At 61.7% G+C, this 26,024-nt stretch carries 26 protein-coding genes; 10 read left to right on the plus strand and 16 right to left on the minus strand.

From position 1 onward, the window contains the following. Positions 1-129: 129 nt before the first annotated feature. The 7 genes from ACR0MO_RS18005 to trpS all read right to left on the minus strand — a co-directional run bounded on the left by ACR0MO_RS18005 (position 130) and on the right by trpS (position 4,831). Positions 130-543, minus strand: coding sequence for a GNAT family N-acetyltransferase (locus ACR0MO_RS18005; protein ID WP_480892598.1), 414 nt, complete (start codon positions 541-543; stop codon positions 130-132). After that, positions 540-1,130, minus strand: coding sequence for a tRNA (adenosine(37)-N6)-threonylcarbamoyltransferase complex dimerization subunit type 1 TsaB (gene tsaB, locus ACR0MO_RS18010; RefSeq protein ID WP_480892601.1), 591 nt, complete (start codon positions 1,128-1,130; stop codon positions 540-542). The genes ACR0MO_RS18005 and tsaB overlap by 4 nt, the downstream gene beginning before the upstream one ends. Further along, positions 1,120-1,683 carry a NifU family protein gene (locus ACR0MO_RS18015; RefSeq protein ID WP_170455597.1) on the minus strand — a complete coding sequence of 188 codons (564 nt, stop codon included), beginning with the start codon at positions 1,681-1,683 and terminating at the stop codon, positions 1,120-1,122. The genes tsaB and ACR0MO_RS18015 overlap by 11 nt, the downstream gene beginning before the upstream one ends. Before the next feature lie 69 nt (positions 1,684-1,752). Beyond that, positions 1,753-2,346, minus strand: a complete 594-nt coding sequence (locus tag ACR0MO_RS18020; RefSeq protein ID WP_480892604.1) for a DsbA family protein — start codon at positions 2,344-2,346, stop codon at positions 1,753-1,755. 1 nt (position 2,347) lies between these two features. After that, a complete protein-coding gene (locus tag ACR0MO_RS18025) occupies positions 2,348-2,803 on the minus strand; it encodes a universal stress protein (RefSeq protein WP_170455593.1) in 456 nt (151 codons plus the stop codon). A 77-nt stretch (positions 2,804-2,880) separates the two neighbouring features. After that, positions 2,881-3,744, minus strand: coding sequence for a branched-chain amino acid aminotransferase (locus ACR0MO_RS18030; RefSeq protein WP_170522295.1), 864 nt, complete (start codon positions 3,742-3,744; stop codon positions 2,881-2,883). A gap of 58 nt (positions 3,745-3,802) precedes the next feature. Then, complete coding sequence (gene trpS, locus ACR0MO_RS18035; RefSeq protein WP_170522297.1) at positions 3,803-4,831, minus strand: tryptophan--tRNA ligase; 1,029 nt, start codon at positions 4,829-4,831, stop codon at positions 3,803-3,805. A gap of 88 nt (positions 4,832-4,919) precedes the next feature. Between trpS and ACR0MO_RS18040 the strand changes: the two genes are divergently transcribed. Then, positions 4,920-5,606, plus strand: coding sequence for a rhomboid family intramembrane serine protease (locus ACR0MO_RS18040; protein ID WP_170522299.1), 687 nt, complete (start codon positions 4,920-4,922; stop codon positions 5,604-5,606). Here the strand turns inward: ACR0MO_RS18040 and murJ are convergent, their stop codons facing one another. Genes murJ through ACR0MO_RS18055 form a run of 3 tightly spaced genes read right to left on the minus strand, consistent with a single transcriptional unit; the run spans position 5,607 to position 11,096 of the window. Further along, positions 5,607-7,148 carry a murein biosynthesis integral membrane protein MurJ gene (gene murJ, locus ACR0MO_RS18045; RefSeq protein WP_480892609.1) on the minus strand — a complete coding sequence of 514 codons (1,542 nt, stop codon included), beginning with the start codon at positions 7,146-7,148 and terminating at the stop codon, positions 5,607-5,609. Further along, the gene (locus tag ACR0MO_RS18050) at positions 7,145-9,964 is read right to left on the minus strand and encodes a [protein-PII] uridylyltransferase (RefSeq protein WP_480585746.1); all 2,820 of its coding nucleotides are present in this window, start codon (positions 9,962-9,964) and stop codon (positions 7,145-7,147) included. Before ACR0MO_RS18050 ends, murJ begins: the two co-directional genes overlap by 4 nt. Next, positions 9,924-11,096: a penicillin-binding protein activator gene (locus ACR0MO_RS18055; protein ID WP_170455582.1), complete on the minus strand. Its 1,173-nt coding sequence runs from the start codon at positions 11,094-11,096 to the stop codon at positions 9,924-9,926. The genes ACR0MO_RS18050 and ACR0MO_RS18055 overlap by 41 nt, the downstream gene beginning before the upstream one ends. A gap of 88 nt (positions 11,097-11,184) precedes the next feature. Between ACR0MO_RS18055 and rsmI the strand changes: the two genes are divergently transcribed. The 3 genes from rsmI to gshB all read left to right on the plus strand — a co-directional run bounded on the left by rsmI (position 11,185) and on the right by gshB (position 13,409). Further along, positions 11,185-12,042, plus strand: coding sequence for a 16S rRNA (cytidine(1402)-2'-O)-methyltransferase (gene rsmI, locus ACR0MO_RS18060; RefSeq protein ID WP_170455580.1), 858 nt, complete (start codon positions 11,185-11,187; stop codon positions 12,040-12,042). 1 nt (position 12,043) lies between these two features. Continuing rightward, positions 12,044-12,415, plus strand: coding sequence for a YraN family protein (locus tag ACR0MO_RS18065; RefSeq protein ID WP_170455578.1), 372 nt, complete (start codon positions 12,044-12,046; stop codon positions 12,413-12,415). Between the two features lie 61 nt (positions 12,416-12,476). Continuing rightward, entirely contained in the window at positions 12,477-13,409 is a 933-nt protein-coding gene (gshB, locus tag ACR0MO_RS18070) for a glutathione synthase (protein WP_170455576.1), read from the plus strand. Here the strand turns inward: gshB and ACR0MO_RS18075 are convergent. The 4 genes from ACR0MO_RS18075 to cobU are packed head-to-tail and all read right to left on the minus strand — an operon-like array spanning position 13,406 to position 17,007. Further along, positions 13,406-14,920 carry a YifB family Mg chelatase-like AAA ATPase gene (locus ACR0MO_RS18075; protein ID WP_480626993.1) on the minus strand — a complete coding sequence of 505 codons (1,515 nt, stop codon included), beginning with the start codon at positions 14,918-14,920 and terminating at the stop codon, positions 13,406-13,408. The genes gshB and ACR0MO_RS18075 overlap by 4 nt on opposite strands. A 47-nt stretch (positions 14,921-14,967) precedes the next feature. Continuing rightward, positions 14,968-15,852, minus strand: a complete 885-nt coding sequence (locus tag ACR0MO_RS18080) for a glutathione S-transferase (RefSeq protein WP_480892613.1) — start codon at positions 15,850-15,852, stop codon at positions 14,968-14,970. Between the two features lie 58 nt (positions 15,853-15,910). After that, complete coding sequence (locus ACR0MO_RS18085; protein WP_170455569.1) at positions 15,911-16,489, minus strand: histidine phosphatase family protein; 579 nt, start codon at positions 16,487-16,489, stop codon at positions 15,911-15,913. Further along, on the minus strand, positions 16,486-17,007 hold the full coding sequence (gene cobU, locus ACR0MO_RS18090; protein ID WP_170455567.1) for a bifunctional adenosylcobinamide kinase/adenosylcobinamide-phosphate guanylyltransferase: 522 nt from the start codon (positions 17,005-17,007) through the stop codon (positions 16,486-16,488). Before cobU ends, ACR0MO_RS18085 begins: the two co-directional genes overlap by 4 nt. 101 nt (positions 17,008-17,108) lie before the next feature. On the opposite strand from cobU, the gene ACR0MO_RS18095 reads away from it, so the two are divergent. The 5 genes from ACR0MO_RS18095 to ACR0MO_RS18115 all read left to right on the plus strand — a co-directional run bounded on the left by ACR0MO_RS18095 (position 17,109) and on the right by ACR0MO_RS18115 (position 21,610). After that, a complete protein-coding gene (locus ACR0MO_RS18095) occupies positions 17,109-17,987 on the plus strand; it encodes an RNA polymerase factor sigma-32 (RefSeq protein WP_170455565.1) in 879 nt (292 codons plus the stop codon). Next, entirely contained in the window at positions 17,984-18,808 is an 825-nt protein-coding gene (locus tag ACR0MO_RS18100) for a ChaN family lipoprotein (protein WP_480781307.1), read from the plus strand. Before ACR0MO_RS18095 ends, ACR0MO_RS18100 begins: the two co-directional genes overlap by 4 nt. Positions 18,809-18,871: 63 nt before the next feature. Continuing rightward, entirely contained in the window at positions 18,872-20,068 is a 1,197-nt protein-coding gene (coaBC, locus tag ACR0MO_RS18105) for a bifunctional phosphopantothenoylcysteine decarboxylase/phosphopantothenate--cysteine ligase CoaBC (protein WP_480892617.1), read from the plus strand. Between the two features lie 31 nt (positions 20,069-20,099). Then, complete coding sequence (dut, locus tag ACR0MO_RS18110; protein ID WP_170455559.1) at positions 20,100-20,555, plus strand: dUTP diphosphatase; 456 nt, start codon at positions 20,100-20,102, stop codon at positions 20,553-20,555. Then, entirely contained in the window at positions 20,555-21,610 is a 1,056-nt protein-coding gene (locus tag ACR0MO_RS18115) for a HesA/MoeB/ThiF family protein (RefSeq protein WP_480892622.1), read from the plus strand. The genes dut and ACR0MO_RS18115 overlap by 1 nt, the downstream gene beginning before the upstream one ends. An 84-nt stretch (positions 21,611-21,694) precedes the next feature. Here ACR0MO_RS18115 and ACR0MO_RS18120 read toward each other — a convergent pair whose 3' ends face one another. Next, a complete protein-coding gene (locus tag ACR0MO_RS18120; protein ID WP_170623962.1) occupies positions 21,695-22,906 on the minus strand; it encodes an aminotransferase class I/II-fold pyridoxal phosphate-dependent enzyme in 1,212 nt (403 codons plus the stop codon). Positions 22,907-23,049: 143 nt separating this feature from the next. Here ACR0MO_RS18120 and ACR0MO_RS18125 point away from each other — a divergent pair, with 143 nt between their 5' ends. Next, the gene (locus tag ACR0MO_RS18125) at positions 23,050-25,065 is read left to right on the plus strand and encodes a M3 family metallopeptidase (RefSeq protein ID WP_170455554.1); all 2,016 of its coding nucleotides are present in this window, start codon (positions 23,050-23,052) and stop codon (positions 25,063-25,065) included. 13 nt (positions 25,066-25,078) lie between these two features. On the opposite strand, the gene ACR0MO_RS18130 is transcribed toward ACR0MO_RS18125, so the two are convergent. Beyond that, a complete protein-coding gene (locus tag ACR0MO_RS18130) occupies positions 25,079-26,011 on the minus strand; it encodes a 2-hydroxyacid dehydrogenase (protein ID WP_170455552.1) in 933 nt (310 codons plus the stop codon). Between the last annotated feature and the right edge of the window lie 13 nt (positions 26,012-26,024).

The following is a 26,024-nucleotide window of genomic DNA, read 5'->3' on the forward strand; positions in this document are numbered from 1 at the left end:
AGGCCAAGGATAGCCCCGATTACCCACTCAGAGCGAGCATAACTGTTGTGATGGCGGGAATTAAGGATGTTTGCAACAGGTGGGGTCAATAGATTTTTGACCGTTTGGTCCGAAAATTGCCACTTACCGTCAGGGCAGGGCGCATTCCATGACAATTGCGTCGCAGTTTGGCCCGTTTGCTCGGCGGTAGTAGCCCTTGCGCTGACCACACACCCGGTATCCGCAGCGATCGTACAGCGCAATTGCGGGCCGATTGTCGGCAGCTACGTCCAGAAACGCCCGTGTCGCGCCCAGTTGCGCAGCCTTTGCGTGCCAGTCGTTCATGCACTGCAGGCCCAGCCCCTGACGTTGATGGCTGGGGTGAGTCGCGATGGTCAGCAACTCTGCCTCATCCGCAATCACCTGAAACAGGGCGAAGGCTTTGGGCGTGCCGATGCAGTGGGTGAATGGGTTGGCCAGCAGATCAGCGAACTCGGACGCCGTCCAAGGACGGGATTGGGTGAAAGCGGCGGCATGTGTTGCGGCCAGATCCCGAGGTGTCATTCGTCCAGCAAGACCGGAGGTGTGTCGCTGGACGGCGCCGCATCGGCGGGGCGGACGTAAAAAGGCGCAGGCGGCAGGGTTTCGGTGTCCCATCGACGTGCTGCAACCCGCGCAATGGCTTGCGCCTGTGCTGCCGGGTCGGGGCAAAAGTAGAGCGGTCCCAATGCCTTGGCCTCTTCCAGCGGTATCAGGCGTGCGGGCGAGTCAGCCGTTTGCACATAGACCTGATCGCGCGGTGCCACGACGGCTGGGATATGGTCGTCCGGAGCGATGTCGGCCAATGCGTCAAAGCCAGATACACCCACAGCAGGGACGTTCAGGCCCAAGGCCAGCCCCCGGGCCGCCGATACCGAAATGCGAATGCCGGTGAAGTTTCCGGGCCCGACGCCCACGCCAATGGCGTCCAGATCTGCCCAGCTACAGCCCGCTTGCGCCAACACCTCTTCCAGCAGGGGCATCAGCCGTTCGGCCTGTCCGCGTGACATGGCCTCGGCCACGGATACGACGATCTGTCCACCCCGCAGCAAAGCGGCCGCGCAATGCGCGGCCGATGTGTCAAATGCCAGTATTGTCGGGTCAGACGGCAACCGGACGAACCTCGGTCACTTCGGGGATGTAGTGGCGCAGCAGGTTCTCGATACCCATTTTCAGGGTCAGTGTGGACGAGGGGCACCCGGCGCAAGCGCCCTGCATATGCAGGTAAACCACGCCCCGGTCAAAGCCGTGGAAGGTGATGTCACCACCATCCTGTGCCACTGCGGGGCGCACACGGCTGTCCAGCAACTCTTTGATCTGGTTGACGACTTCCGCATCCTCACCGGTATGTTCCGCATGACCGGATGCCGTTGTTGCGTCCGCTCCCATTACGGGTTGACCGGACTGGTAATGCTCCATCACCGCGCCAAGGATGGCGGGCTTGATGTGGTCCCACTGCACGTCATCCGATTTGGTCACGGTGACAAAGTCGTTCCCGAAGAACACGCCGGTCACGCCGTCAACGCCGAAGATGCGCTTGGCCAGAGGGGATTTCTCACCTGCTTCGGCGGTTGGAAAATCGGCTGTTCCCGCCTCAAGCACCGTCTGGCCGGGCAAAAACTTCAATGTGGCCGGGTTTGGGGTGGATTCGGTCTGAATGAACATGGGACAGCTCCGTCTAAGGTGCCATTGATATGCGCGTCGCAGTCGGGGAAGTCAAGATTTGGAACTATTCTAAATTGAGGCGGCGTAGCTCAGCGCCTCATCAAGCCGGTCATCGCCCCAGAACAGCTCGTCCCCGATCAGAAAGCTGGGCGCACCAAAGATACCCGCCGCCTTGGCCCGATCCGTTTGCTGAAACAGCGCGGCCTTGACGTCCGAATCCGCCGTTCGCTGCAACAGATCAGACGGCAGATCCGCATCGCGCAGACAGTCCAGCAGAGTCCCTTGATCCGAAATCTCGCGACCCCGACCAAACTCGGCGCTGTAGACGGCGCGGACAAAACGCGCTTTTTGGTCCGGCGGGTCGATGGCCAGAACCAAACGCGCCGCATGCAGGCCGTTCTGCGGGAACGGGTCCGGGCGTTGAAACGGCAAGGCGCGCGCGGCACATAACCGCTCCATATCCTGCCACATATAGCGGCCTTTGGCGGGGTAGAGGTTGAAGGGCGACGTGGTCCAGCCCTGATCGGCAAAGATCGGCCCCAGCAGGAACGGCTGCCAGTTCACGGTCACGCCCTTGGCGGTGGCGGCCTGTTCAATGCGCATGGCGCTGAGATAGGAATAGGTCGAGGCGAATTCGAACCAGAAATCGACGCTCGCCGCCATCTCAGGTAATTTCTTCCAGCTTTTCCTTGCTCAGATCGCCGGGCACGATTGTGATCGGGATCGGCAGGCTGCCCGAGTTCTTCGTCAATTGCGTAACCAGCGGGCCGGGCCCCTTTTTGTCGGTGCCCGCCCCCAGAACCAACACGCCGATTTCGGGGTCGGACTGCACATGTTCGATGATCTGAGGCACCGGATCGCCTTCGCGGATCGCCAGTTCCGGCTCGACGTTTTGTTTGTCGCGCATCCACTTGGCGAACACTTCGTAATGCGCGTGGATACGTTCGCGCGCTTCTTCGCGCATGACCTCGGCCACACCGATCCAGTGGTTAAACTCGTCCGGCGGGATGACCGACAGGATCGTGACGCCGCCGCCGGTATGGGCCGCGCGCATTGCGGCAAAGCGCATCGCATTCAGGCATTCACGGCTGTCATCCAGTACGACCAGGAACTTGCGCATGGGTGTCCTCATTCTTTTTTGGGGATGATGCCCGACCGATTGCGCGCTGGCAACTCGGGCAATGCCCACATATTCAGCTAGCGATCGCTGGCAGCCCAATCCCAATAAAGACCACGGGCGCGGCGGGCAATAGGGCCAATCTGAAATTGCGTGTCGTCCAGCGCGGTTACCGGCGTCACCTTATTCATGTTCCCGGACATGAACACCTCATCCGCCTGATGGAAATCGTCAAAGCCCAGAATCGTTTCGTGCACGGTGACGCCATCGGCGCGCAGGTTCTTGATGTGACGCGCGCGGGTGATCCCGGCCAAAAAGGTGCCGTTGGGGATCGGGGTAAAGACCTCACCGTCCCGGACCATGAAGATATTGGCGGTTGCGGTTTCGGCCACATTGCCCATCGCGTCCGCAACCAGCGCGTTCGAGAACCCTTTGGAGCGCGCCTCCTGCAGCATGCGGGCGTTGTTGGGGTAAAGGCATCCGGCCTTAGCATGCACAACGGCAGATTCCAGAACCGGCCTGCGAAAACGTGTGGTTGTCAGCGTGGTCGAGGCCGTCTCGGGCGCCATCGGAATCTCTTCCAGGCAAATTGCGAAACCGGTGCTGTTTTCCTTTGGAACAATGGCAGTGGCGTCACCATCGATCCCCCAATACATCGGGCGAATATAGACGCCTGTGTCCGGGCCGTAGGCCTGCAGCCCGTCGCGCACCAGATCGACCATCTGTTCTGGCGTCACCGTTGGCGTCAGCATCAGCGCCTCAGCCGAGCGGTTCACGCGGGCGCAATGGGCCAAAAGATCCGGGGCCATGCCTTCGAAATACCGCGCCCCGTCAAACACTGACGAGCCCAGCCACGCGCCATGGTCGGCGGCACGCATGATCGGAGAGTCCCCATCGTGCCATTGGCCTTCGAAATAGGTGCGGATATTCTTGCCCGTTGCCATGACGCCCTCCCAAGCTTTGGGCAAACCTAGGAGGGCGTCAGGCGAAGGTCCAGTGTAATCAGCGCGATGTTGCGCCGACCATACCCACAATGTCGTAGGTCTGGCGCAGGATCGGTGCGGTGATTTCGCGCGCGCGTTCAGCGCCACGTGCCAGAATGCGGTCGATCTCGGCCTGATCGTTCATCAGCCGCGCCATCTCGGACGAGATCGGCGACAGTTTCTCGACCGCCAGTTCCGCCAGCATCGGTTTGAACTCACCGAACTGTTTGCCGCCCACATCTGACAGCACCTGTTCGGCGCTTTGATCTGCAAGGGCGGCGTAGATGTTCACCAGATTGCGCGCCTCGGGGCGGTCTTCCAGACCATCGGGTTCTGAGGGCAGCGCATCCGGGTCCGTCTTGGCCTTGCGAATTTTCTTGGCGATCGTGTCGGCATCGTCGGTCATGTTGATCCGGCTCATATCCGATGGATCGGATTTGGACATCTTCTTGGACCCGTCGCGCAGGCTCATGACCCGCGTGGCCGCGCCTTCGATCACCGGTTCGGTAATGGGGAAGAAATCCACGCCGAAATCGTTGTTGAACTTGATCGCAATGTCGCGTGTCAGTTCCAGATGCTGCTTCTGGTCCTCGCCCACCGGAACATGGGTCGCGTGATAGATCAGAATGTCGGCAGCCATCAGCGACGGGTAGGCGAACAGACCCAGCGAGGCATTCTGCTGGTTTTTGCCCGCCTTGTCCTTCCACTGAGTCATCCGCTGCATCCAACCCATCCGGGCGACACAGTTGAAGATCCAGCCAAGCTGCGCGTGCTCAGGCACCTGACTTTGGTTGAACAGGATCGACTGTTCCGGATCAATGCCCGCAGCGATGAACCCGGCGCATAGCTCGCGGGTGTTGTGGGACAGCGCAGCGGGGTCCTGCCATGTGGTGATCGCGTGCAGGTCGACCATGCAATAGATGGTTTCGAACTCTGGCCCCTGCATGTCCACAAAGCGCTTCATCGCGCCCAGATAATTGCCCAGGGTCAGCCCGCCCGAAGGCTGGATGCCGGAAAACACGCGCGGCGTGAATTGGGTCTGGGTCATCGAAGGGAACTCCCGTCTGGAAAAATCAGCCCTCGTCGCTTACCCATGAGGGTCAGGGACGTCAACAGCCGCGAAAGGCCCGCCCAATATGAGCAGTGAGCATTACACACCCGCCGTGAACCCCCTGCCGCCCGTCGTGGTGGCGCTGGTTCTGTTCATCATCGGGATCGAACTGGCCTTCACGCTAGGCGCGCGCGGGCTGGTCGGAGGGCCAGGTGCAGTAGGCTGGCGGTTGGATGCGCTGCAGAGCTACGCCTTTTCGGCGGATATTTTCGACTGGATGGTGCTGAACGGTCGCTGGCCGTTCGAGCATGTCATCCGTTTCGTGACCTATCCCTTTGTCTCGGCCAATTTCACCCAAGCGGTGTTTGTCTGCGTCTTCGTGCTGGCCATGGGCAAGTTGGTCGGAGAGGTTTTTGGCGGTTTTCCGATGCTGCTGATCTTTGTGCTGTCGGGCGTGGGTGGCGCGCTGGCCTATGCGTTGATCCTTGATCCTTCATATCCGCTGGTCGGAGGCTTCCCACCGGTCTACGGATTGATCGGGGCCTTTACATGGCTGTTGTGGCGCAAGCTGTCTCTGGTCGGCGAAAATCAGGCGCGGGCTTTCCAGTTGATCGCCGTGCTGATGGGTATTCAACTGCTCTTTGGGCTGCTGTTTGGCGGGACGTCCGATTGGGTGGCCGATCTGGGTGGGTTTGCCACCGGGTTCGGGCTGTCGTTCTTTCTGGCTCCGGGCGGTTGGGCCCGGATCAAGGGCCGCATCCGGCGCGATTGATCAGGACCGGCGCAGGGCGCGCTTGAACTCGGACAGTTTGAATGCGCCCAACAAATGGCCAAGCACGAAATACGCAACCGCCGCCACGACGATCAGCGCCAGTAACGCGAGATAGCGCCAGCCCGCCAGCGCAAAGGCCCAGCCGAACAGGTAAATGGCTGCACCCAGCACCACGCCCATTCCGACCGAGGCCGCAACGATCCGCCATGCGCGCAGCTTGAACCGGTCATCAAACCGCGCTTCGTCCCCCATGCGCCGCGCGCCGACTGCGAGCAGCGCGACCATCGCCCACCCGGCGGCTGAGGCCGCAATGGCGGGTGCGATCCATCCGACCACAGGATAAAGACCAAAGGCCAAAGCCGCATTGATGATCACGGCAACGACAGCATAGCGGAAGGGGGATTTCGTATCCTCGCGCGCGAAATACAGCGGTTGCAGCAGTTTCTGCAGCATGAAGGCCGGAAGCCCGACGCCGTAGATCGCCACGGCGAGCGCTGTGGCGGCGGTATCCTCGGCGCTGAACTGGCCGCGCTCGAACAGAACTGAAACCAAGGGTATCGGGATGATCAGAAACGCCACGGTCGAGGGCAGCGTGAGCAGCAACATGAACTCGCCCGCGCGCGAGAAGGCGTTGCGCGCACCTTCCTTGTCGTCGGCGCGCAGACGGCGGGACAGGTCGGGCAGCAAGACAATGCCGATGGCAATCCCGACAACGCCCAGAGGCAATTGATACAGACGATCCGCGGCAAATAGCCAACTGACGGCTTTCTCGGTTTTGGACGCCACCAATTGCCCCACAACCAGATTGACCTGTGTAACCCCCATAGCCAACGCGGCAGGGATCGCAATGCGGACCATGTTGCGCATTTCGGGTGTCAGGCACGGCAGGCCCACGCGTATACGGATACCCGCGCGCTCGGTCGCGACCCAGACCAGAGCCAGTTGAGCGACGCCGGCGACAGGGATCACGGTAATGAGCCAGCGAATGACCTCACCGCCGGATATCGCGCCAAAGATAAGCGCCGAGCACGCAAAGATGTTCAGCAAAACGGGCGCGGCAGCGGCAGCTGCAAAGCGGCCCGTCGCATTCAGCACGCCCGAAAACAAGGCCGCCAATGACATGAACAGGATGTAGGGAAAGACGACGTAGCCGTAATCGACGGCCAGATCGAACCTCTCATCGCCATAGAACCCTTCGGCCGTCAGCCACACAAGGCCCGGCATGAATACCATTGCCAGACCGACCAGAACCAGCACGGCTGCGCCAAGCAGGTTGAATGCATCCTGTGCGAACCCTTCGGCGTTTTCACCGCCTTCAAGACGTTTGGAAAACATCGGGACAAAGGCCGCGTTGAACGCCCCTTCGGCGAAAAACCGTCGGAACATATTGGGCAGGCGGAAGGCCGCCACAAAGGCGTCCATCACCGGCCCCGGGCCGATATAGGCGGTCAGCAGAATCTCTCGCAGAAAGCCCAGAATGCGGCTGGCCAGAGTCCAGAACCCAACCGTGAAAAAGCCCGAAAACAGCCGGATCTGCTTCATGAGGCCGCGCGCTCGGCGCCTTCGGTGATGGCGGTGCGCAGCTTGGCCTCAAGCCCGCGCTGCTTGCTTTCCGAGTGGTATTTCAGCCCGAACATATCCTTGACATAGAAGGTATCCACCACCTGTTCGCCATAGGTCGCGATCACGGCGTTGGCGATATAGACATTGGCCGCCGCTAGCGTCCGCGTCAGATCATAGAGCAAGCCGGGCCGGTCGCGGGTATCAACCTCGATGATCGTGTAAATCTCGGACCCGTCATTGTCGAAGGTGATATGGGTCGGCACGTTGAACGCGCGCTCGCGTTTCTTGATCTTGTCGCGGGATTTCAGCGCCTCGCGGGCGACAACCTCGCCCTTCAGGGTCTTGTGGATCATCTGCGTCAGACGCGGCAGGCGCGCGGCCTCGAATGGGTGGCCCTCGGCATCTTGTATCCAGAATGCGTCGGTGACGTAGCCGTCCTTGGTCGTATAGCTGCGCGCATCCACCACGTTGGCCCCGACCAGCGCCAGAGCGCCCGCAATCCGCGCAAAGATACCGGGGTGGTCGCCCATGGCAAAGCAGGCGCGGGTCGCGTCGCGATCCTCGTCCGGGTGCAGACGGATTTCGACTTCGCCCGGATCACCGCTGCGATCCAGCGCGCGCAGCATGTCCGCAAACTCCACATGGGTCGCCACGTTCAGACCCTGCCAATAGGGTGCGTAGTGCCGCCCGGTTTCGACCTTGAGGTCGGCCTTGGACCAATCCGCAAGCTGGGCCCGCAGCGCCTTTTTGGCCTCGGTCCCGCGATTGGCGCGGTTCAGGTCCTCCATTCCGGTCTCAAGCGCGCGTTTGGTTTCGGCATGCAGGGCCCGCAACAGGGTGGCTTTCCAGTTGTTCCAGGTGGTTGGCCCGACGCCGCGAATGTCGCAGACCGTCAGCACGGTCAACAGGTCCAGCCGCTTGACCGTCTGCACGGCTTTGGCAAAGTCCCTAACGGTGCGCGGGTCAGAAATATCGCGTTTCTGCGCCATGTCGGACATCAGCAGGTGGTAGCGCACCAGCCATTCGACCGTCTCGGAATCCCCCTTGTTCAACCCAAGTCGGGGGGCCACCTTGCGCGCGATCTGCGCCCCCAGGATCGAGTGATCCTCGGGCCGCCCCTTGGCGATGTCATGCAGCAGCAAGGCCACATAAAGAACCTTGCGGTTGACCCCACCCTTCAGGATCGACGAGGCCAGAGGCAACGACTCCATCAACTCTTCGCGCTCGATCTGGGCCAGGTTCACGATGCACTGAATGGTATGCTCGTCCACCGTATAGCTGTGATACATGTTGAACTGCATCATCGCGACGATGGGCTCGAACTCGGGCAGGAAGGCCGATAGCACGCCCAGTTCGTTCATCCGCCGCAAGGCCCGTTCCGGGTTGCCGTGTTTCAGCATCAGGTCCAGGAAAATGCGCCGCGCTTCTTTGTCGTTGCGCATGTCCTCGTCGATCAGATGCAGGTTGGCGGTCACCAGCAGCATTGCGTCGGGATGGATTAACATGCCGGTCCGCAACCCTTCTTCGAACAGGCGCAGCAGATTCACCTTGTCGGCCAGAAACGCGTCCGGATCGGCGATGTTCAGACGCCCGTGCACAACGCTGTAGCCCTGCTTGACCCTCGGGCGACGCCGGAAGATCCGTTCTAGCAGCGGGGCACCTTTCACATGCGCGGCCTCCAGCTTGGTCAGGAAGATCCGCGTCAGCTCGCCCACGCGCGTCGCCTCGCGGAAATAGCGCTGCATGAACACCTCGACACCGCGCCGACCGGCCCTGTCTTCGTAGCCCATTCGCGCCGCGACCTCGACCTGCATGTCAAAGGTCAGCTGTTCCGTCGCACGCCCCGTCACCAGATGCAGATGAGAGCGCACGGCCCACAGGAAATCCTCGGCCTCGACAAAGGTCTTGAATTCTTCAGGTGTGAACAGACCCAGCGGCACAAGCTCGGCCACATCCTGAACGCCGTAGATGTATTTTGCGATCCAATACAGCGATTGCAGGTCGCGCAGCCCGCCCTTGCCTTCTTTCACATTCGGTTCGACCATATAGCGCTGGCCCTGTTTCAGGTGGCGTTCGTCGCGTTCCTTTAGTTTGGCCTCGATGAACTCGCGCTCGGTCCCTTTGAACAGGTCGGATTTCAGCTTGTTGTCCAACTCCTCCGCCAGGGCCGTGTCACCGGCCAGATAGCGCTGTTCCAGCATCGCGGTGCGGATGGTGAAATCTTCGGTTCCCAACCGCAGGCAGTCTTTGATGGTGCGAGAGGAATGCCCCACCTTCAGCCGCAAATCCCACAGGATGTAGAGCATGGATTCAATCACGCTCTCGGCCCAGGCGGTGATCTTGTAAGGCGTCAAAAACAGCAGATCGACATCCGAGGCCGGGGCCATTTCGCCCCGCCCATATCCGCCAACGGCCAGAACGGCGATCCGTTCGCCTTGCGTCGGGTTGGCCAGCGGGTGCAGACGCTCGCTGGACACGCGCATCGCCGTGCCGACCAGTTGATCGGTCAGGTGCGTATAGGATCGGGTCAGAGGCCGCGCATCAAACGGGCGCGCCGCAAACGCATCCGCAATGGCCTTGCGCCCGGTCTTCTGCGCATGCCGCAGGATTCGCACGGTTTCCGAACGGATCGCGGCATTGTCCGCGCAGGCTTCAAATGCAGACGCCAGCTGCTTAGTCACACTGGCGCTGTCGAAAATATCCTCGGCGGGGCAGATCAGCACGGTGTCGGGCGCGGCAACCAGACCGGGTCGATCAGAAACCGGCGCCAGAGAAGCTTTGTGGGGCAGGGTCAATCACAACCACCTGTTTGTTCTGGATCGTGGCGACGGCCAGACCGCGTTCGTTGGTGCCGTTCGGACGCAGACGGAAGATGCCGCCGACGCCCTGGAAACCGGCGTTCTGTGTCAGGGCCGCCCCGGTCAGCGCGTCGGATTTGCCTTGCGAGACCAGTGCGCCGATGGCCGCGATGCCGTCATAGGCCAAGCCACTGATAGGATGCGGGGCCTCGCCGTAGGTCGCGTTATAGCGCTGGCGGTAGGCTTGTGCCTTGGAGGGGTCCGGCAGGGCGAACCAACCGCCCTGAACACCCGGCAGTTCCAGCGTTTGCGGTGGGATGTCCCAGCGGGTCAGGCCGATGAATTGCGTCGTGGCCGGTGAAACGCCTGCCTCTGGCAGAAGCTGGGTGAACAGGGGCAACGCACCGGCCGTTGTTGCTGTCAGGAACACCGAGTCCGCGCCCGACGAATCCACTGTTGCCTTGACGGTGGGAACCGCGTTGATCACCCCTTGTTGCGAGCGGTCATAGCCCACAGTGCCCGCGTTGTTGACCGGGCTGGAGTTCAGCGCATTGGCAATGGCCGACTGGCCCAACTGGCCCGCCGCGTCATTGCTGTGCACAATTACGGTGCCGGTTTTACCTTGCGAGCCTGCATAGTTCACCAACCGGTTTGCGGTGTTCTGGAATGTGGGACCAAGCACGTAGACATTACCGCCCGCGATGCTGGTGTTGTTCGAAAAGGACAGAACATTGACGTTGTTGTTCAGCACGGCCAGCCCGGCCGCGTTGGCCGCTTGTGCGTAGACCGGTCCGATGATGATCTTGGCCCCGTCCGACACGGCCTGCTGCGCAACAACGGATGCGGTGCCCGCGTTTCCGGCAGTGTCATAGACCCGCAGGTCGATCTGAACGTTCGGAAGGTCGTTCATCGCCAGCCGCGCCGCGTTCTCAAGGCTGCGCGCCAGTGCGGCGTCTCCCGCCTGACCTGACCCGCTTGGAACCAGCAGGGCGACCGGGACAGGTTTCGATGTGTTGATCGATGGCCCGCCGCCCAAACCGCCAACTTCACAGGCAGCCAGAAACGCCATGGTGGCCAGGGCAGCAGCGGCCTTCGCCAGCTTGCTTACGGGCTTGCAAACGGTAAACATCTAAAAGAAAACTCCCTGATCCGGCGGCGACGGGCGCTGCTATTCTATCGAGCCGCGATAATAAACGTCATGCTGTGAGGGTCCAGCTTTGAATTTCCAAAAGATCAGATTGGCTGCGGGCCTGTATTTTGTTGCCACTCCGATCGGAACCGCGCGCGACATTACGCTCAGAGCGCTGGATATTCTGGCTTCGGCGGACGTGATCGCGGCGGAAGACACCCGCAGCCTGCGCCGATTGATGGAGATCCATGGCATCCCGCTGGATGGTCGCCGAATCCACGCCTATCACGATCACAGCGGCGCGGGCGCGCGCGGCAAGATTATGGACGCGCTGGCACAGGGGCAGTCGGTTGCCTACGCGTCCGAAGCCGGAATGCCACTGATCGCCGATCCGGGCTATGATCTTGGGCGGCAAGCGGCCGAGGCCGGATATACAGTGACCTGTGCACCAGGGCCGTCTGCGGCTTTGGCGGCCCTTACGCTGGCGGGTTTGCCAACGGATGCGTTCTTTTTTGCAGGCTTTCTGCCGAATGCGTCCGGTGCTCGGCGCAGCCGAATCGAAGCCCTGCGTGATATTCCCGGAACGCTGGTGTTTTACGAATCGCCCAAACGCGTCGCCAGCAGCCTGTCCGATCTGTCCGACGTTCTGGGCGCAGATCGTCAGGCCGCTTTGTGCCGGGAACTGACGAAGAAATTCGAAGAAATCAAGCGCGGTACGCTGGGCGAACTGGCGCAGGCCTATCAGGGTCAGACCGTGAAGGGCGAGGTTGTCTTGCTGGTGGATCGCAGCCATTCGCAAAGTGTTAACGAGTCTGACGTAGAAGAGGCTTTGAAACAGGCCTTGCAGACGCATTCGGTTCGGGATGCCGCGGATCTGGTGTCGCAGATGTATGATCTGCCCCGGCGTCCGATCTACCAGAAGGCCCTGAAATTGGGAAAGGGATGACATGGCACAGCGTTCGGTTCGGGGATCAGTGTCCTATCACGCGGGTCAGGCGGCGGAACTGCGCGTCGCTACAGATTACGAACGCCGTGGCTTTTCCATCGCACATCGCCGTTGGCGCGGTGCCGGGGGTGAAATTGATCTGATTGCACGCGATAGCGATGGGCTGGTCTTCATCGAGGTAAAGAAAAGCGCCAGTTTTGACATGGCCGCGGCCCGTATCACACGGCGGCAAACGGAACGGATTTGCGCCTCGGCTGCGCAGTTTCTGGAAAACGAACCTGGCGGGCAGCTAACGAATGTGCGGTTCGACGCGGCATTGGTTGATCGCTCGGGTGCGGTCCAAATCATCGAAAACGCGTTTGGACAGGCCTAAGCCCCATTGAACCCCTCGGCCTGCTGCGCCATGTATCTGGCATGAAGTTGAGGGACATGCCATGAAAATCGCCTTTCAAATGGACCCGATCGGGGCCGTGGACATCAATGCCGACAGCTCTTTCCGCCTTGCGGAAGAGGCGCAGGCCCGCGGGCACCAGCTGTTCTTCTACGGCGCGGACCAATTGGCCTATCAGGAAGGCCGGATCACCGCGCGCGGTCAGGACATGACGGTGCAGCGTGTGCCCGGAGATCCGGCGGTGCTTGGACCGGAACGTGAGGTCGATCTGGCCGAGTTCGACGTCATCTGGCTGCGACAGGACCCGCCGTTCGACATGCATTACATCACGTCGACCCATCTGCTGGATCGCCTGAAAGGTCAGGTTCTGGTGGTCAATGACCCGTTTTGGGTTCGCAACTTCCCCGAAAAACTGCTGATCCTGGATTTCCCCGATCTGATGCCACCGACCACGATTGCGCGGGATCTGCGGACCATCAAAGCGTTCAAGGACAAGCATAAGGATGTCATCCTGAAACCCCTTTATGGCAATGGCGGTGCAGGCGTGTTCCGGCTTGATGCCAACGATCGCAATCTCACGTCCCTGCATGAGCTGTTCTCGGGCTTCTCGCGCGAGCCTCTGATCGTTCAGAAATTCCTGCCCGATGTCAAAAACGGCGACAAGCGCGTGATCCTGGTCGACGGGGAAGCGGTGGGCGCGATCAATCGTGTCCCGGCCGAAGGCGAGACGCGTTCGAACATGCATGTGGGTGGACGGCCCGAAAAGATCGGGCTGAGCGAACGCGATCTCGAGATTTGCGCCACCATCGGTCCAATTCTGAAAGAAAAGGGCCAGATTTTTGTCGGGATCGACGTCATCGGCGACTACCTGACCGAGATCAACGTGACCTCGCCCACTGGCATTCAGGAGCTGGAGCGGTTTAACGGCGAGAACATCGCCGAAAAGATCTGGCAGGCGATTGAGGCCAAAGTCTAGGCCATCACCCTGGCGCTGATCCGGAAACTCAGCGCCTCGGCCACATGGGGTCTGCGAATATCGGGCGCACCATCCAGATCGGCGATGGTTCGCGCGACCCGCAGGATGCGGTGAAAGGCGCGGGCCGACAGGCCGAACCGGTCGGCGGCTTTCAGCAACAGGTCTTTGCCTTCGGGATCCGGGGCTGCGACCTCTTCCAGCAGTTTACCTTCAACATCCGCGTTCTGGCGGACGGATGGCGTATCTGCGTAGCGCGTGGCCTGAACCTGACGCGCCTGTTCCACACGTGTCGCGACGGTGGCCGAGCTATCGCCGGATGGCGGCAGATCAAGGTCGGTAAAGGCAACAGGCGGAACCTCGATCCGCAGATCGAACCTGTCCATCAACGGGCCGGAAATACGGTTCAGGTAATCCTCGCCGCATCCGGGCGCACGGGAACAGGCGCGGGACGGATCGGTCAGATAGCCGCATTTGCAGGGGTTGGCTGCGGCGACCAGCATGAAACGGCAGGGATACTTCACATGCGCATTGGCGCGCGCCACCATCACTTCGCCTGTCTCAATCGGTTGGCGCAGGGTTTCCAGCACCGTCCGGGGGAATTCGGGAAACTCGTCCATGAACAGTACACCGTTATGGGCCAATGAAATCTCGCCCGGTTTTGCGCCCTTGCCGCCACCAACAATCGCCGCCATCGAGGCCGTGTGGTGCGGCTCGCGGAAGGGTCGCGCGCGGCTGATGCCGCCTTCATCCAGCAGCCCGCAAAGGGATTGGATCATAGACGTCTCCAGCGCTTCGACCGGTGTAAGGGGCGGCAGAATGCCGGGCAGGCGTGCGGCCAGCATTGATTTGCCCGAGCCAGGCGTTCCGATCATGATCAGGTGGTGCCGTCCGGCTGCGGCAATCTCAAGCGCGCGTTTTGCACGTTCCTGCCCTTTGACGTCGCGCAGATCGCGGGCGCTGGGCGACAGGTTTACCTCACCCGGTTTCGCCGCGGCCAGAGGAGACTGGCCTGAGAAATGGCGGACGACGTCGCCCAGAGACCCGGCTCCGATCACCTGAGTGGCATCGACCCATGCCGCCTCGGCGCTGGATGCGCGCGGGCACAGCAGCGCGCGATCCTCGGAGGCGGCGGTCATGGCGGCGGGCAAAGCGCCGACCACGGGCACCAAAGACCCATCCAAGGACAACTCACCCAAGGCAACTGTGCCGTCGGCGGCATCTGCCGGAATGATCTCCAGCGCCGACAGCAGGGCGACGGCGATGGGCAGGTCGAAATGGCTGCCTTCTTTCGGCAGATCGGCGGGCGAGAGGTTGATGGTGATCCGCTTCGACGGCAGGGCAATGGCCATGGCGCTAAGCGCGCTACGGACCCGGTCGCGCGCCTCGGACACGGCCTTGTCCGGCAGGCCGACGATGGAGAACGCAGGCAAGCCCGGCGATACGGCGCATTGCACCTCGACCGGGCGGGCCTCGACCCCCTGAAAAGCAACGGTATGAGCGCGGGCAACCATGTTGATCCTGTTCTTGGTTAACAGGACGTTGCTGCCATGGTTGCGGTTTAGGAATCGTTAACGGCAGCACGCATGGCGGTGAATTTGGGCCATGCCTCGGGGTCAGCCACGGTTTTGTCGCGGCAGAACGAATTGCAAAAACCCCAGCGTTGTCCGTCCAACTCCAGAAAATCGGTCGCCGGTTTGCCGGAATAGGGGCACATCGTGTTAACTGACGGGCCGGGTTCGGCGGCCATGGCCGTTGAAACACCGCCCACTGGCCATGGCGCAATGGGCAAATCCAAAGCGTAGGGAAATGGCTTATATTCAACCGTCAGCCCCATCGCGCGCCATTGGCGTACCGATGTATCGCTCAGCAGTTCGATGCAGTAGTCGCGATTGGCCTCGGATACAGGCAGGCCGTAGCCAATGATCCGTGCCGCCACCGGCGTGTAAAACACATCGGCCAGAGAATACGCGCCAAAAAGCGGTCCATCCTTGGCCCCCGAGATACGGCGCGCGTGGGCCCAGAGTGTTTCGATACGCGCCAGATCAGTCAGCGTGTCCTCAGATGGAGAGAACCCCTGCCAGACATGCTTCAACTGCATCGCGCATTGGCCGCGCAGGGCGGTGAAGCCGGCGACCATCTCGGCGCATAACCAACGCGCCGTGGCCCGTTCCGCCGGGTCACTGGGCCATAAACCGGCGTCCGGGTGACGTTCGGCCAGCGTTTCGGCCATGGCGAGGCTTTCGCCCACGACTGTTCCCTCGGGCAAGCGCATCGCGGGAACAAGCCGGGCCGGAGACAGTGGCTCCATATCCTGCGCCATGGTTCCGGAATAAAGGCCGATCATATGGGTTCGATAGGGCAGGCCGAACTTTTCCAGCATCAGCCAACCGCGCATGGACCAGCTGGAAAACAGCCTGTCGCCGATAAAAAGGTCATAGGTCATAAAGGGACGATGACGCAGCGCGTCGCGCAGGTAAATCAGTGATTTGTGCGCCGCCCGATCACGGAAGGTGATTGATTACACCAGCCGACCAGGCCTGACCGTCAAATACCAGATGGGTCACGGACAGGTTGTCGATGCGGTGCGCAAAGGTCTGTTGCGCGTCCAGATCCAGCGCGCGCTGAACCTGTGTCAGGATCACACCGAAATGGGCGACGATGACCAGATCGTGGCCCCGGTGATTGGCGATCAGGGTGTCAATCGCGCCATCGACCCGCGCGCGCACCTCGTTCCAGCTTTCGCCTTGTGGCGGGCGAACGTCGCCGGGGTTGTCCCAATAGGCGAAGGCCAGTTCGGGGTCTTCGGCCTCGATTTCGGCAAAGCCGCGCAATTCCCACGCGCCGAAATTGATCTCGCGCAGGTCCGGGTGATGGGGCAAACGGCGGCGTGTGCCTTGGATAGCTGTTGCCGTCTCTAAGGCGCGCGACAGGTCCGAGGACACGACTATTGCCGCGGGCGGCAGGTAGTCATGCAGGCGTTCCAGGGCGGCTGTGTCGCTCAGATCAGCCGGAAGATCGGACCAGCCAACCATGGTTTTGGCATGGGTCGGGCCATGGCGGACAAGGTGCAGCCGGGTCACGGCAATGTCCCCTTCAGAACCATCGGCAAGCCTGCCGTCACCTGTACCGCCAGATCGGCACGAGCGGCCAGGGCGATGTTCAAGCGACCCTGCGCCTCGCGAAAGCGGCGGGCCAGAGCGTTTTCGGGTACGATCCCATGACCTACCTCGTTGGACACAACGACGATCTGCGCCGCGCAATGCCCCAGCGCGTTCAGCAGGTCAGCCTGCGCCGTGGCCAGATCGGTTTCGGCCAGCAGGTGATTGGTCAGCCACATGGTGGCGCAGTCGATCAGGCAGATCTGATCCGCCTTCAATCCCGCCAAAACCGGGGCCAAATCCAAAGGTGCCTCGACCGTCAGCCAATCCGGGCCGCGTTGGGCGATATGCTGATCGACCTTTTGGCGCATTTCATCATCAAACACTTGTGATGTGGCCAGATAAACGCGGCTTTTCCCCGATGAAACAACCAGTTGTTCGGCAAAAGCCGATTTGCCCGAAGCAGCCCCGCCCAGCACAAAGGTTAAATCGGGCAGCACAATTCTTACCTTTCTAGTGATCCACCTGCTTGTGCCCTGCGTATCGACGACAGGTCGGCAAGGCAAGCCCGGCCATCGAATACGATAATTGGGAGAGTTTCATGGCACTTGACAACGCGACCGACTTTTCGATGTCCCGGCAGGCAATGAAGGCCGAATTGCTGGATGCAGAGACCGAGTTAAAGTTGGCATATGCCTGGCGCGATGATCGTGATGAAAAAGCTCTGCATCGACTGATCACCGCCTATATGCGGTTAGCTATTTCGATGGCGGCAAAATTCAAGCGCTATGGCGCGCCGATGAACGATTTGATCCAAGAGGCCGGTCTGGGCCTGATGAAAGCCGCTGACAAGTTTGACCCCGACCGGGGCGTGCGCTTTTCCACCTATGCCGTCTGGTGGATCAAGGCCAGCATTCAGGACTATGTGATGCGCAATTGGTCCATGGTGCGCACCGGCTCGACCTCATCCCAGAAATCGCTGTTCTTCAACATGCGTCGGGTTCAGGCACGGTTGGAACGCGAAGCGGCGACCGAGGGTCTGGAACTGGACCGGCACCAACTGCACCAGATGATCGCCACTGAAATCGGTGTGCCTCTGCGCGATGTCGAGATGATGGAAGGCCGCCTGTCAGGTTCGGATTTCTCGCTGAACGCGGTGCAATCGGTTGATGAGGACGGGCGCGAATGGATCGATGCGCTGGAAGACGACCGGGAACAGGCCGCAGAAACGGTTGCGCACAACCATGACACCGAACAACTGCGCGAGTGGTTGTTGACCGCCATGAACGCGCTGAATGACCGCGAGCGTTTCATCGTACGCGAACGCAAGCTGCGCGAACCCGCGCGGACGCTGGAAAGCCTGGGGGATGAGCTCGGGCTGTCCAAGGAACGTGTCCGCCAGCTTGAGGCCGCAGCATTTGTGAAGATGCGCAAGAACCTTGAAGCCCAGTCGCGAGAGGTGCAACACTTCATCGCATGACACGGCTTGCGATTCTGCTTTGTGCACTGATGGTTACGATGGTCTCGGCGCGTCCGGGCCAGGCGGATGCGTTGATCCCTCGCGACATGATTGCCGACATGCAGTCGGCGGATGTGGTAATATTGGGCGAAGTTCACGACAATCCCAGGCATCATCAGGTTCAGAGCCAGGCGATCCAGGCCATCTCGCCCTCGGCTGTTGTGTGGGAGATGGTGACCGAAGAAGGCGCACAAAGGCTGGCGCAAAAGGCCGTGTCTGATCCCGAAGAACTGGGCCGCATCCTGCGCTGGGCGGAAACAGGTTGGCCGCCGCTCAGCATGTATTACCCTGTTTTTCAGGCATCGGACGCGCCTGTTTATGGCGCCATGGTGCCGCGAACCGCTGCGCGGGCTGCGATGGAGCGCGGCGCGGCAACAGCGCTGGGCGCGGATGCGGCGCGATATGGTCTGACGGTTCCACTGCCACCTGCCGAACAGGCCGCGCGCGAAGCCGACCAGTTGGCCGCGCATTGTGACGCGCTTCCGGAAGAGGCCTTGCCGCAAATGGTCGCAATACAGCGCCTACGTGACGCCGTGCTGACACGCTCGACCCTGCAGGCGATCGAAGACACCGGCGGGCCGGTTGCGGTGATCACCGGCAACGGCCATGCCCGCAAGGACCGAGGCATTCCGACCTTCCTGTCGCGGATGCAGCCCGGGTTGAAGGTTTTTGTGCTGGGCCAATCCGAGGATGGCGCAATCGAAGGCACATTCGACGCGGTGATTGACAGCCCGACTGTTGATCGCGAAGACCCCTGCAAAGCGTTCGAGACCCAGAATTAACCGCTGGAACTACGCGGTGGCGTTGCCTAATGTCGGGGCCGACCGGGACGGGAAGGGCTGAACATGCTGTCATCCAAACGCATTTTGCTGATCATCGGCGGAGGGATAGCTGCCTACAAATCGCTGGACCTGATCCGGCGGCTGAAAGAGCGTGGCGCGGCCGTAACCCCCGTTGTGACCCGCGCGGCGGAAGAGTTTGTGACGCCCTTGTCCGTATCCGCGCTTGCAGGTGAAAAGGTCTATCGCGACCTCTTCGACCTGACCGATGAGGCCGAGATGGGCCATATACAGCTTTCGCGCTCGGCCGACTTGATCGTTGTTGCCCCGGCGACGGCGGATCTGATGGGCAAGATGGCCTCGGGTCTGGCGAATGATATGGCCTCGACCCTTCTGATGGCCACCGACACACCCGTTCTGTGTGCGCCTGCCATGAATGTACGGATGTGGGATCACCCCGCGACCCAGCGCAACCTTGCGCAATTGCAGGCGGATGGCGTGCGCTTTGTCGGCCCGAACGAAGGGGATATGGCCTGCGGCGAATACGGTCCCGGCCGCATGTCCGAACCGCTAGAGATTGTTGCCGCGATCGAGGCCCAATTGTCGGACGGCCCATTGCAGGGCAAGCGCATTCTGGTGACGTCCGGCCCCACGCATGAACCCATCGATCCCGTGCGCTATATCGCCAATCGGTCGTCGGGGGCGCAGGGCACCTCCGTGGCGCGGGCCTTGGCGGCGCTTGGGGCGGATGTGGTCTTTGTCACCGGCCCCGCCGATGTGCCCCCGCCCGAAGGCGTGCAGGTGGTGCGCGTTGAAACGGCGCAGGAAATGTCGGACGCGGTCGACGCCGCCCTGCCGGTGGATGCTGGTGTGTTTGCCGCCGCCGTGGCCGACTGGCGTGTCGCCAGCGCCTCGGTCCGGAAGCTGAAGAAAACCCGCGACGGCTTGCCTGCGCTGGAGTTTGCTGAAAACCCCGACATCCTGAAACGGGTTGCACATCTGGAGCAGGGACGGCCAGCGCTGGTCGTGGGTTTTGCGGCGGAAACAAATGACGTTCTGGACAATGCCACCGCGAAACGACTGCGTAAGCAATGTGACTGGATTGTCGCCAATGATGTCAGCCCCTCGACCGGTATCATGGGCGGGGCCGAGAACGCGGTGGTTCTGATCTCGGACACTGGTGCCGAGGAATGGCCTCGCATGGGCAAAGACGCGGTGGCCGCCCGTCTGGCCCAGAAGATTGCCGAGGCGTTGGGCGACTGACGCCTTGGACTATGAACAAAGAGGAACTGGAATGGTCGCAATTCGTGTGATCCGCGACGCGGGGTCCGATGCCTCGGTGGCATTGCCGTCTTATGAAACATCCGGTGCCGCCGGTGCAGATGTGCGCGCAAACCTTCCCGGCGGCAAGGCGATTACACTTGAGCCCGGGCAGCGCGCCTTGATCCCGACCGGCCTGCGGATCGAAATCCCCCAAGGGTACGAGGTTCAGGTCCGCCCGCGCTCGGGGCTGGCCCTGAAACACGGGATCACCCTGCCCAACACGCCGGGGACAATCGACAGCGACTATCGCGGACCCCTGGGCGTGATCCTGATGAATGCCGGGCAAGACCCCTTTGACGTGGCGCATGGTGAACGTATTGCGCAACTGGTCGTCGCCCCGGTCGTTCAGGCCGAGTTCCTAGTGGCGGACGACCTGAGCGATACCGAACGCGGGGCAGGTGGCTTCGGCTCCACCGGGCGCGGCTGATGTTGCTGGTTCTTCTGTTGGCCGCCGGGCTTTGGGGCGTCGGCTATGTCGCTGGTGTATCGCGCACGGCACGGCTGGTCTCGGTCGCGGTTCTTTTGTCGGGCGTCATCATTGCGCAGCTGATCCTGCCCGACGGCAACCCCTTGCGCGAAGCGACCGGTGGGTCCGCCGCGATGTGGTTGATTCTGGCCGGGTTTGCCGCTTTGGTTCTGGCCTATGGCAGGATGCTGAAAGCCCTGCGCAACCGGGCCACGCCCGCGACAGATCAGGAGGCCACCAAACCCACGGGTCGTTTTTCTGAAACCGAACTGGATCGCTATGCCCGTCACATCGTTTTGCGGGAACTGGGCGGGCCGGGGCAGAAGAAACTCAAAAAAGCGCGGGTGCTTGTCATCGGCGCGGGCGGTCTGGGCGCGCCCGCGTTGCAATATCTGGCGGCGGCGGGTGTCGGCACCATCGGCGTGATCGATGACGACGTGGTTGAAAACGCCAACCTGCAACGGCAGGTGATCCACCGCGACGCCGACATCGGAATGCCCAAGGTTTTCTCGGCGCAACAGGCGATGGAAGCGCAAAACCCGAACGTTGTGGTGCTGCCCTACAATCGCCGCCTGAGCGATGAGATTGCGGCGGACCTGTTCGCCGATTTCGATCTGATCCTGGACGGGACGGACAATTTCGACACCCGCTATCTGGCCAACCGAACGGCGGTTGCCTTGGGGAAACCTTTGATCTCTGGCGCGCTCTCGCAATGGGAAGGGCAGCTGAGCGTCTTTGACCCCGCCACCACAGGCCCGTGCTATCAGTGCATCTTTCCCGAAGCGCCTGCTGCCGGGCTGGCCCCTTCTTGCGCCGAAGCCGGAGTGATCGGGCCGCTGCCCGGCGTGGTGGGATCCATGATGGCGGTTGAGGCGATCAAGGTGATCATCGGTGCCGGGGCCGCCTTGCGGGGTGAAATGCTGATCTATGACGCGCTTTATGGCGAAAGCCGCAAGATCACCCTGTCCAAACGCGCCGATTGCCCGATCTGCACGCAGGCAGCCGCCCAGGCGTAACCGCCGCGCGCGCCAGCGCGCGGCCCGGCCCAACCGCGCCAAGGCGCATCTGCGATGCGCGCTGCGCGGGCGGGAGAGCCCCGTTCACCCCAAAGCGCGATCCAGATCGGCGATCAGGTCCTCGGCATCTTCCAGCCCGACCGACAGACGGAAAATCCCGTCGCCTGCATAGGCGCGGTAATCCTCCAACTGCGCACCGCTCAGTTTGAACGACGTCTCCATTAGCCCATCGGTGCCCATCCAGAAGATCAGGCTGCGGTGATGCCCCAGCGAGACTGCATAGTGGATCACCTCAAGCCTCTCGATCATCTGTTGTGCGATGCGTTCGCCCTCAGCAGCGTTGCCCACCTGGAATGAGATCATGCCGGACATATTCGACATCTGTTGCTGCGCCAGTTCGGCCTGCGGATGCGACGCGAGGCCGGGATAGATCACCTTGGTGACCCGCGGGTCATTGTCCAGCCATTCGGCCACTGCCATGGCTCCGGCCTGATGGGCCTTCATGCGCAGGGGCAGGGTGGTGGCGCCGCGCGCGATCAGCCAGGCGTTGAACGGCGACAGAACGCCTCCGTGATGGATCGCGGCCTCGGCCCGCATCCGGGCGATCAGTTCCGCCGATCCGGCCACCGCGCCTCCCACCGCGTCGCCATGCCCGCCAATATATTTCGTGATCGAGTGCAGCGTCAGATCAACACCCAACGCCACCGTGTCCATGCCCAGTGGCGAGGCAAAGGTGGCATCACAGCTCAGCAACGCCCCGGCCTGACGCGCCAGCCGCGAGACTGCGGCCAGATCGGTCAGCCGCCCGATGGGATTTACCGGCGTTTCGGTATGGATCAGCCGCGTGTTGGGGCGCAGGGCCGCAGCCACGTTCGACGGATTAGACATGTTCACGGCTGAGACCTCAATGCCCATGCGCGGCAGTGTCTCGCGCGCCAGTTCGGCCACGCCAGCATAAGACACGTCGGAGACAATCAGATGATCGCCCGCCGACAGAAAGGTGAAAAAGATCGCCGAGGCCGCCGCCATCCCCGAGGCGGTCGCCAGACAGGCCTCAGTGCCCTGCAGCGCAGCGATCTTGGCCTCCAGCCCCGCCACGGTCGGGTTGGCCCAGCGGGAATACACATAGGGCGTCTCGGGCGTCAGATCATGGGCGGAAAACCCGGCCAGATCCTCGGTGATATAGGTCGAGCTCATGTGGATCGGCGGGGCCGATGCGTTGGTCGAGGCGTCTGGCGGATCCCCGGCATGGATCGCTGTCGTCATGATCCCGGCGGGGCGATTGGGTTTTGTCATGGGCGTCCTCCCTTTCGTGTCGAACCTGAGCGGGCTATCGCGACAAGGCAAGCAGATTTGCGACGAATTCTGCCGGTTCCGGTACCACCCCCTCTGGACCATTCCCCGCGCCCTACATAGCTTGAGGGTCAAAGGAGATCTGCATGACCAACCCGATCCTGTCCGACTGGACCACGCCCTTTGAAATCGCGCCCTTCGCTGCGATTTCAGATGAAGATTTTGCCCCGGCACTGGATAAGGCGATGGCTGCGCATAACGCTCAGATCGACGCGATTGCCGGAAACCCGGACGCGCCCACCTTTGCCAACACGATCGAAGCGCTTGAGGCCGCGGGGGAGCAATTGGATAAGGTCCTGTCGGTGTTTTTCACGGTGGCAGGGGCCGACAGCAACCCCAAACGGGAAGAGTTGCAGCGTGACTTTTCACCGAAACTGTCGGCGCATTTCTCGGGCATTTCATCGAACAAGGATCTGTTCCGCCGGGTGGCCGATCTTTGGCAGCGGCGCGATGATCTGGACCTGAGCGATGAACAGGCCCGAGTTCTGATGCAGACCCATCGCGGCTTTGTCCGCGCTGGTGCCGCGCTGCAGGGCGAGGCCGATGAAAGGATGCAAGGGATCAAATCGCGCCTTGCCTCGCTGGGCACCTCGTTCACCCAGAACCTGCTGGCGGATGAGCGCGATTGGTTCATGGTTCTGGCCGAGGATGATCTGGACGGCCTGCCCGATTTCGTCATCGCTGCGGCCCGCGCAGCGGGTGAGGAAAAGGGCGCGAACGGGCCGGTCGTGACCCTGTCCCGCTCGCTGATCGTGCCGTTTCTGCAGTTCTCATCCCGCCGCGACCTGCGGGAAACCGCCTATCGCGCCTGGGCTGCGCGGGGGGCAAATGGGAATGAGACCGACAACCGCGAGATTGCAGCCGAAATCCTGACCCTGCGGGAAGAGCGGGCCAAGCTGCTGGGCTATGACAGTTTCGCGGATTTCAAGCTGGAAACCGAGATGGCCCGCTCGCCCGACCGCGTGCGCGATCTGTTGATGCAGGTTTGGGACCCCGCCAAAGCCCGCGCCGATGCGGATGCCGAGATCCTGATCGGCATGATGCAAGAGGATGGCGTGAACGGCCCCTTGGAAGCCTGGGACTGGCGATACTATGCCGAGAAGCGCCGCAAGGCCGAGCATGACCTGGACGAGGCGGCGCTGAAACCGTACCTGCAACTCGACCGTATGATCGAGGCGTCGTTTGCCTGCGCCAACCGTCTTTTCGGGCTGGAGTTCGCGCCGCTGGACGTGCCGCTCTACCACCCCGATTGCCGGGCGTGGGAGGTGACGCGCAACGGGAGGCATGTGGCGGTTTTCATTGGCGATTATTTCGCCCGAGGCTCGAAACGGTCAGGGGCCTGGTGCAGCGCCATGCGGGCGCAGGCGAAGTTTCCCGAAGAACAGGCCCCCGTCGTGATTAACGTCTGCAACTTTGCCAAGGGCGATCCCGCGCTGTTGTCTTATGATGACGCGCGGACGTTGTTTCATGAATTTGGGCATGCGCTGCATCAGATGCTTTCGAACGTGACCTATGAAAGCATCTCGGGCACATCGGTCGCGCGGGATTTCGTCGAACTGCCCAGCCAGCTTTATGAACACTGGCTGGAAGTGCCCGAGGTTCTGGCCGAATACGCCATCCATGCCGAGACGGGTGAGCCGATGCCTCAGGCGATGTTGGAGAAGGTGCTGAAGGCAGCCAATTTCGACCAAGGGTTCCAGACGGTCGAATATGTGGCCTCGGCCTTGGTTGATCTGGCGTTTCACGAAGGCGCAGCCCCGGCGGACCCGATGGCCAAGCAGGCCGAGGTTCTGGCCGAAATCGGCATGCCAAGGGCCATCGGGATGCGCCACGCCACCCCGCATTTCGCCCATGTCTTTGCGGGCGACGGGTACAGCGCAGGCTACTACAGCTACATGTGGTCCGAGGTCATGGATGCCGACGCCTTCGCCGCATTCGAAGAGGCCGGAGGGGCCTTTGACCCTGAACGCGCCAAGGCGCTGGAAGAGAATATCCTCTCCACCGGCGGCTCGCGTGAGGCCGAGGATTTGTATCTGGCCTTCCGGGGCCGCCTGCCGGGTGTCGAGGCCCTGCTGAAAGGGCGCGGGTTGATCGCCGCCTGATCGGATCGGGCCGTCAGTATCCCAACTGGCGGTCCACCAGATGCACAAAGGGCTCACCCGCCTCACCGCGCCGGATGTTTTCGCAGATCACCTGCGCCGCTGTGACGGGCCGGGTCTCGGACGCGATATGCGGCGTGACTGTGACGCTCGGATGTGACCAATAAGGGTGTTCCGGCGGCAGGGGTTCGATGCGAAACACATCCAGCGTCGCGTGTCCGACCTGCCCGGTGTTCAGCGCATCCAGCAGGGCGTCGTCATCGATCAGCGGGCCGCGCCCCGGATTGATGATCCTTGCCCCTTTCGGCATCAGCGCCAATGTCTCGGCATTCAGAGTGTTTTCCGTCGCTTTCGTGTCTGGCAACAGCAGCACGACAATTTCGGATTGGGACAAGGCGATACGCAAACCGTCGGCCCCATGCAGACAGGTCACGCCCTGGATGTCCTTTTGGGTGCGGCTCCACCCCAAAACGCGAAAGTTCAGCGTGGCCAGCGCCTGCGCTGCCGCTTGACCCAACTCTCCCAGCCCCAGCACGCAGACCGTGCGCTCGGTCGCAAGCGGTGGCGCGATCGGGGTCCAAACACCGTCCTGCTGGGTGATATGAGTATCCATGCCCAGATGGTACCGCAGGACATGGCCCACGACCCATTCCGTCATGCCTTGTGTGAGGCCGTGATCGACCATACGGGCCAATGGAACGGTCAGGGTTTGGTTGTCGGCGATGCTTTCGACCCCGGCCCAAAGGCTCAGGACGGCTTTCAGTCGAGAATAGGGTTTGAAGTCCAGCAAGCCGCCATTTGGCGCATAGACGACGTAATCCACCTGATCCGGGTCCATGTCGGTGGCCAGATGCACGTCCAACCCGGCCTGGGCCAGACCCTTGGTCAACAGCGGCTCGTAGATCGGCCACAGGGCATGGCGCGCAGAGAACAGGACGTTGACGGGCATGAAGGGCCTTTCA

The organism is Ruegeria sp. K5 (assembly GCF_056531805.1).

Bases quoted from the DNA above. Each gene is read 5' to 3' on its own strand.
- ACR0MO_RS18005 (WP_480892598.1), bottom strand. From the start codon at position 543: ATGACACCTCGGGATCTGGCCGCAACACATGCCGCCGCTTTCACCCAA.
- ACR0MO_RS18040 (WP_170522299.1), top strand. From the start codon at position 4,920: ATGAGCAGTGAGCATTACACACCCGCCGTGAACCCCCTGCCGCCCGTC.
- ACR0MO_RS18130 (WP_170455552.1), bottom strand. From the start codon at position 26,011: ATGCCCGTCAACGTCCTGTTCTCTGCGCGCCATGCCCTGTGGCCGATC.
- ACR0MO_RS18065 (WP_170455578.1), top strand. From the start codon at position 12,044: ATGGCACAGCGTTCGGTTCGGGGATCAGTGTCCTATCACGCGGGTCAG.
- trpS (WP_170522297.1), bottom strand. From the start codon at position 4,831: ATGACCCAGACCCAATTCACGCCGCGCGTGTTTTCCGGCATCCAGCCT.
- ACR0MO_RS18030 (WP_170522295.1), bottom strand. From the start codon at position 3,744: ATGGCAACGGGCAAGAATATCCGCACCTATTTCGAAGGCCAATGGCAC.
- coaBC (WP_480892617.1), top strand. From the start codon at position 18,872: ATGCTGTCATCCAAACGCATTTTGCTGATCATCGGCGGAGGGATAGCT.
- ACR0MO_RS18120 (WP_170623962.1), bottom strand. From the start codon at position 22,906: ATGACAAAACCCAATCGCCCCGCCGGGATCATGACGACAGCGATCCAT.
- ACR0MO_RS18100 (WP_480781307.1), top strand. From the start codon at position 17,984: ATGACACGGCTTGCGATTCTGCTTTGTGCACTGATGGTTACGATGGTC.
- ACR0MO_RS18020 (WP_480892604.1), bottom strand. From the start codon at position 2,346: ATGGCGGCGAGCGTCGATTTCTGGTTCGAATTCGCCTCGACCTATTCC.
- ACR0MO_RS18080 (WP_480892613.1), bottom strand. From the start codon at position 15,852: ATGACCTATGACCTTTTTATCGGCGACAGGCTGTTTTCCAGCTGGTCC.
- ACR0MO_RS18095 (WP_170455565.1), top strand. From the start codon at position 17,109: ATGGCACTTGACAACGCGACCGACTTTTCGATGTCCCGGCAGGCAATG.
- ACR0MO_RS18125 (WP_170455554.1), top strand. From the start codon at position 23,050: ATGACCAACCCGATCCTGTCCGACTGGACCACGCCCTTTGAAATCGCG.
- ACR0MO_RS18055 (WP_170455582.1), bottom strand. From the start codon at position 11,096: ATGTTTACCGTTTGCAAGCCCGTAAGCAAGCTGGCGAAGGCCGCTGCT.
- ACR0MO_RS18115 (WP_480892622.1), top strand. From the start codon at position 20,555: ATGTTGCTGGTTCTTCTGTTGGCCGCCGGGCTTTGGGGCGTCGGCTAT.
- ACR0MO_RS18015 (WP_170455597.1), bottom strand. From the start codon at position 1,683: ATGTTCATTCAGACCGAATCCACCCCAAACCCGGCCACATTGAAGTTT.
- ACR0MO_RS18025 (WP_170455593.1), bottom strand. From the start codon at position 2,803: ATGCGCAAGTTCCTGGTCGTACTGGATGACAGCCGTGAATGCCTGAAT.
- dut (WP_170455559.1), top strand. From the start codon at position 20,100: ATGGTCGCAATTCGTGTGATCCGCGACGCGGGGTCCGATGCCTCGGTG.
- gshB (WP_170455576.1), top strand. From the start codon at position 12,477: ATGAAAATCGCCTTTCAAATGGACCCGATCGGGGCCGTGGACATCAAT.
- murJ (WP_480892609.1), bottom strand. From the start codon at position 7,148: ATGAAGCAGATCCGGCTGTTTTCGGGCTTTTTCACGGTTGGGTTCTGG.
- ACR0MO_RS18075 (WP_480626993.1), bottom strand. From the start codon at position 14,920: ATGGTTGCCCGCGCTCATACCGTTGCTTTTCAGGGGGTCGAGGCCCGC.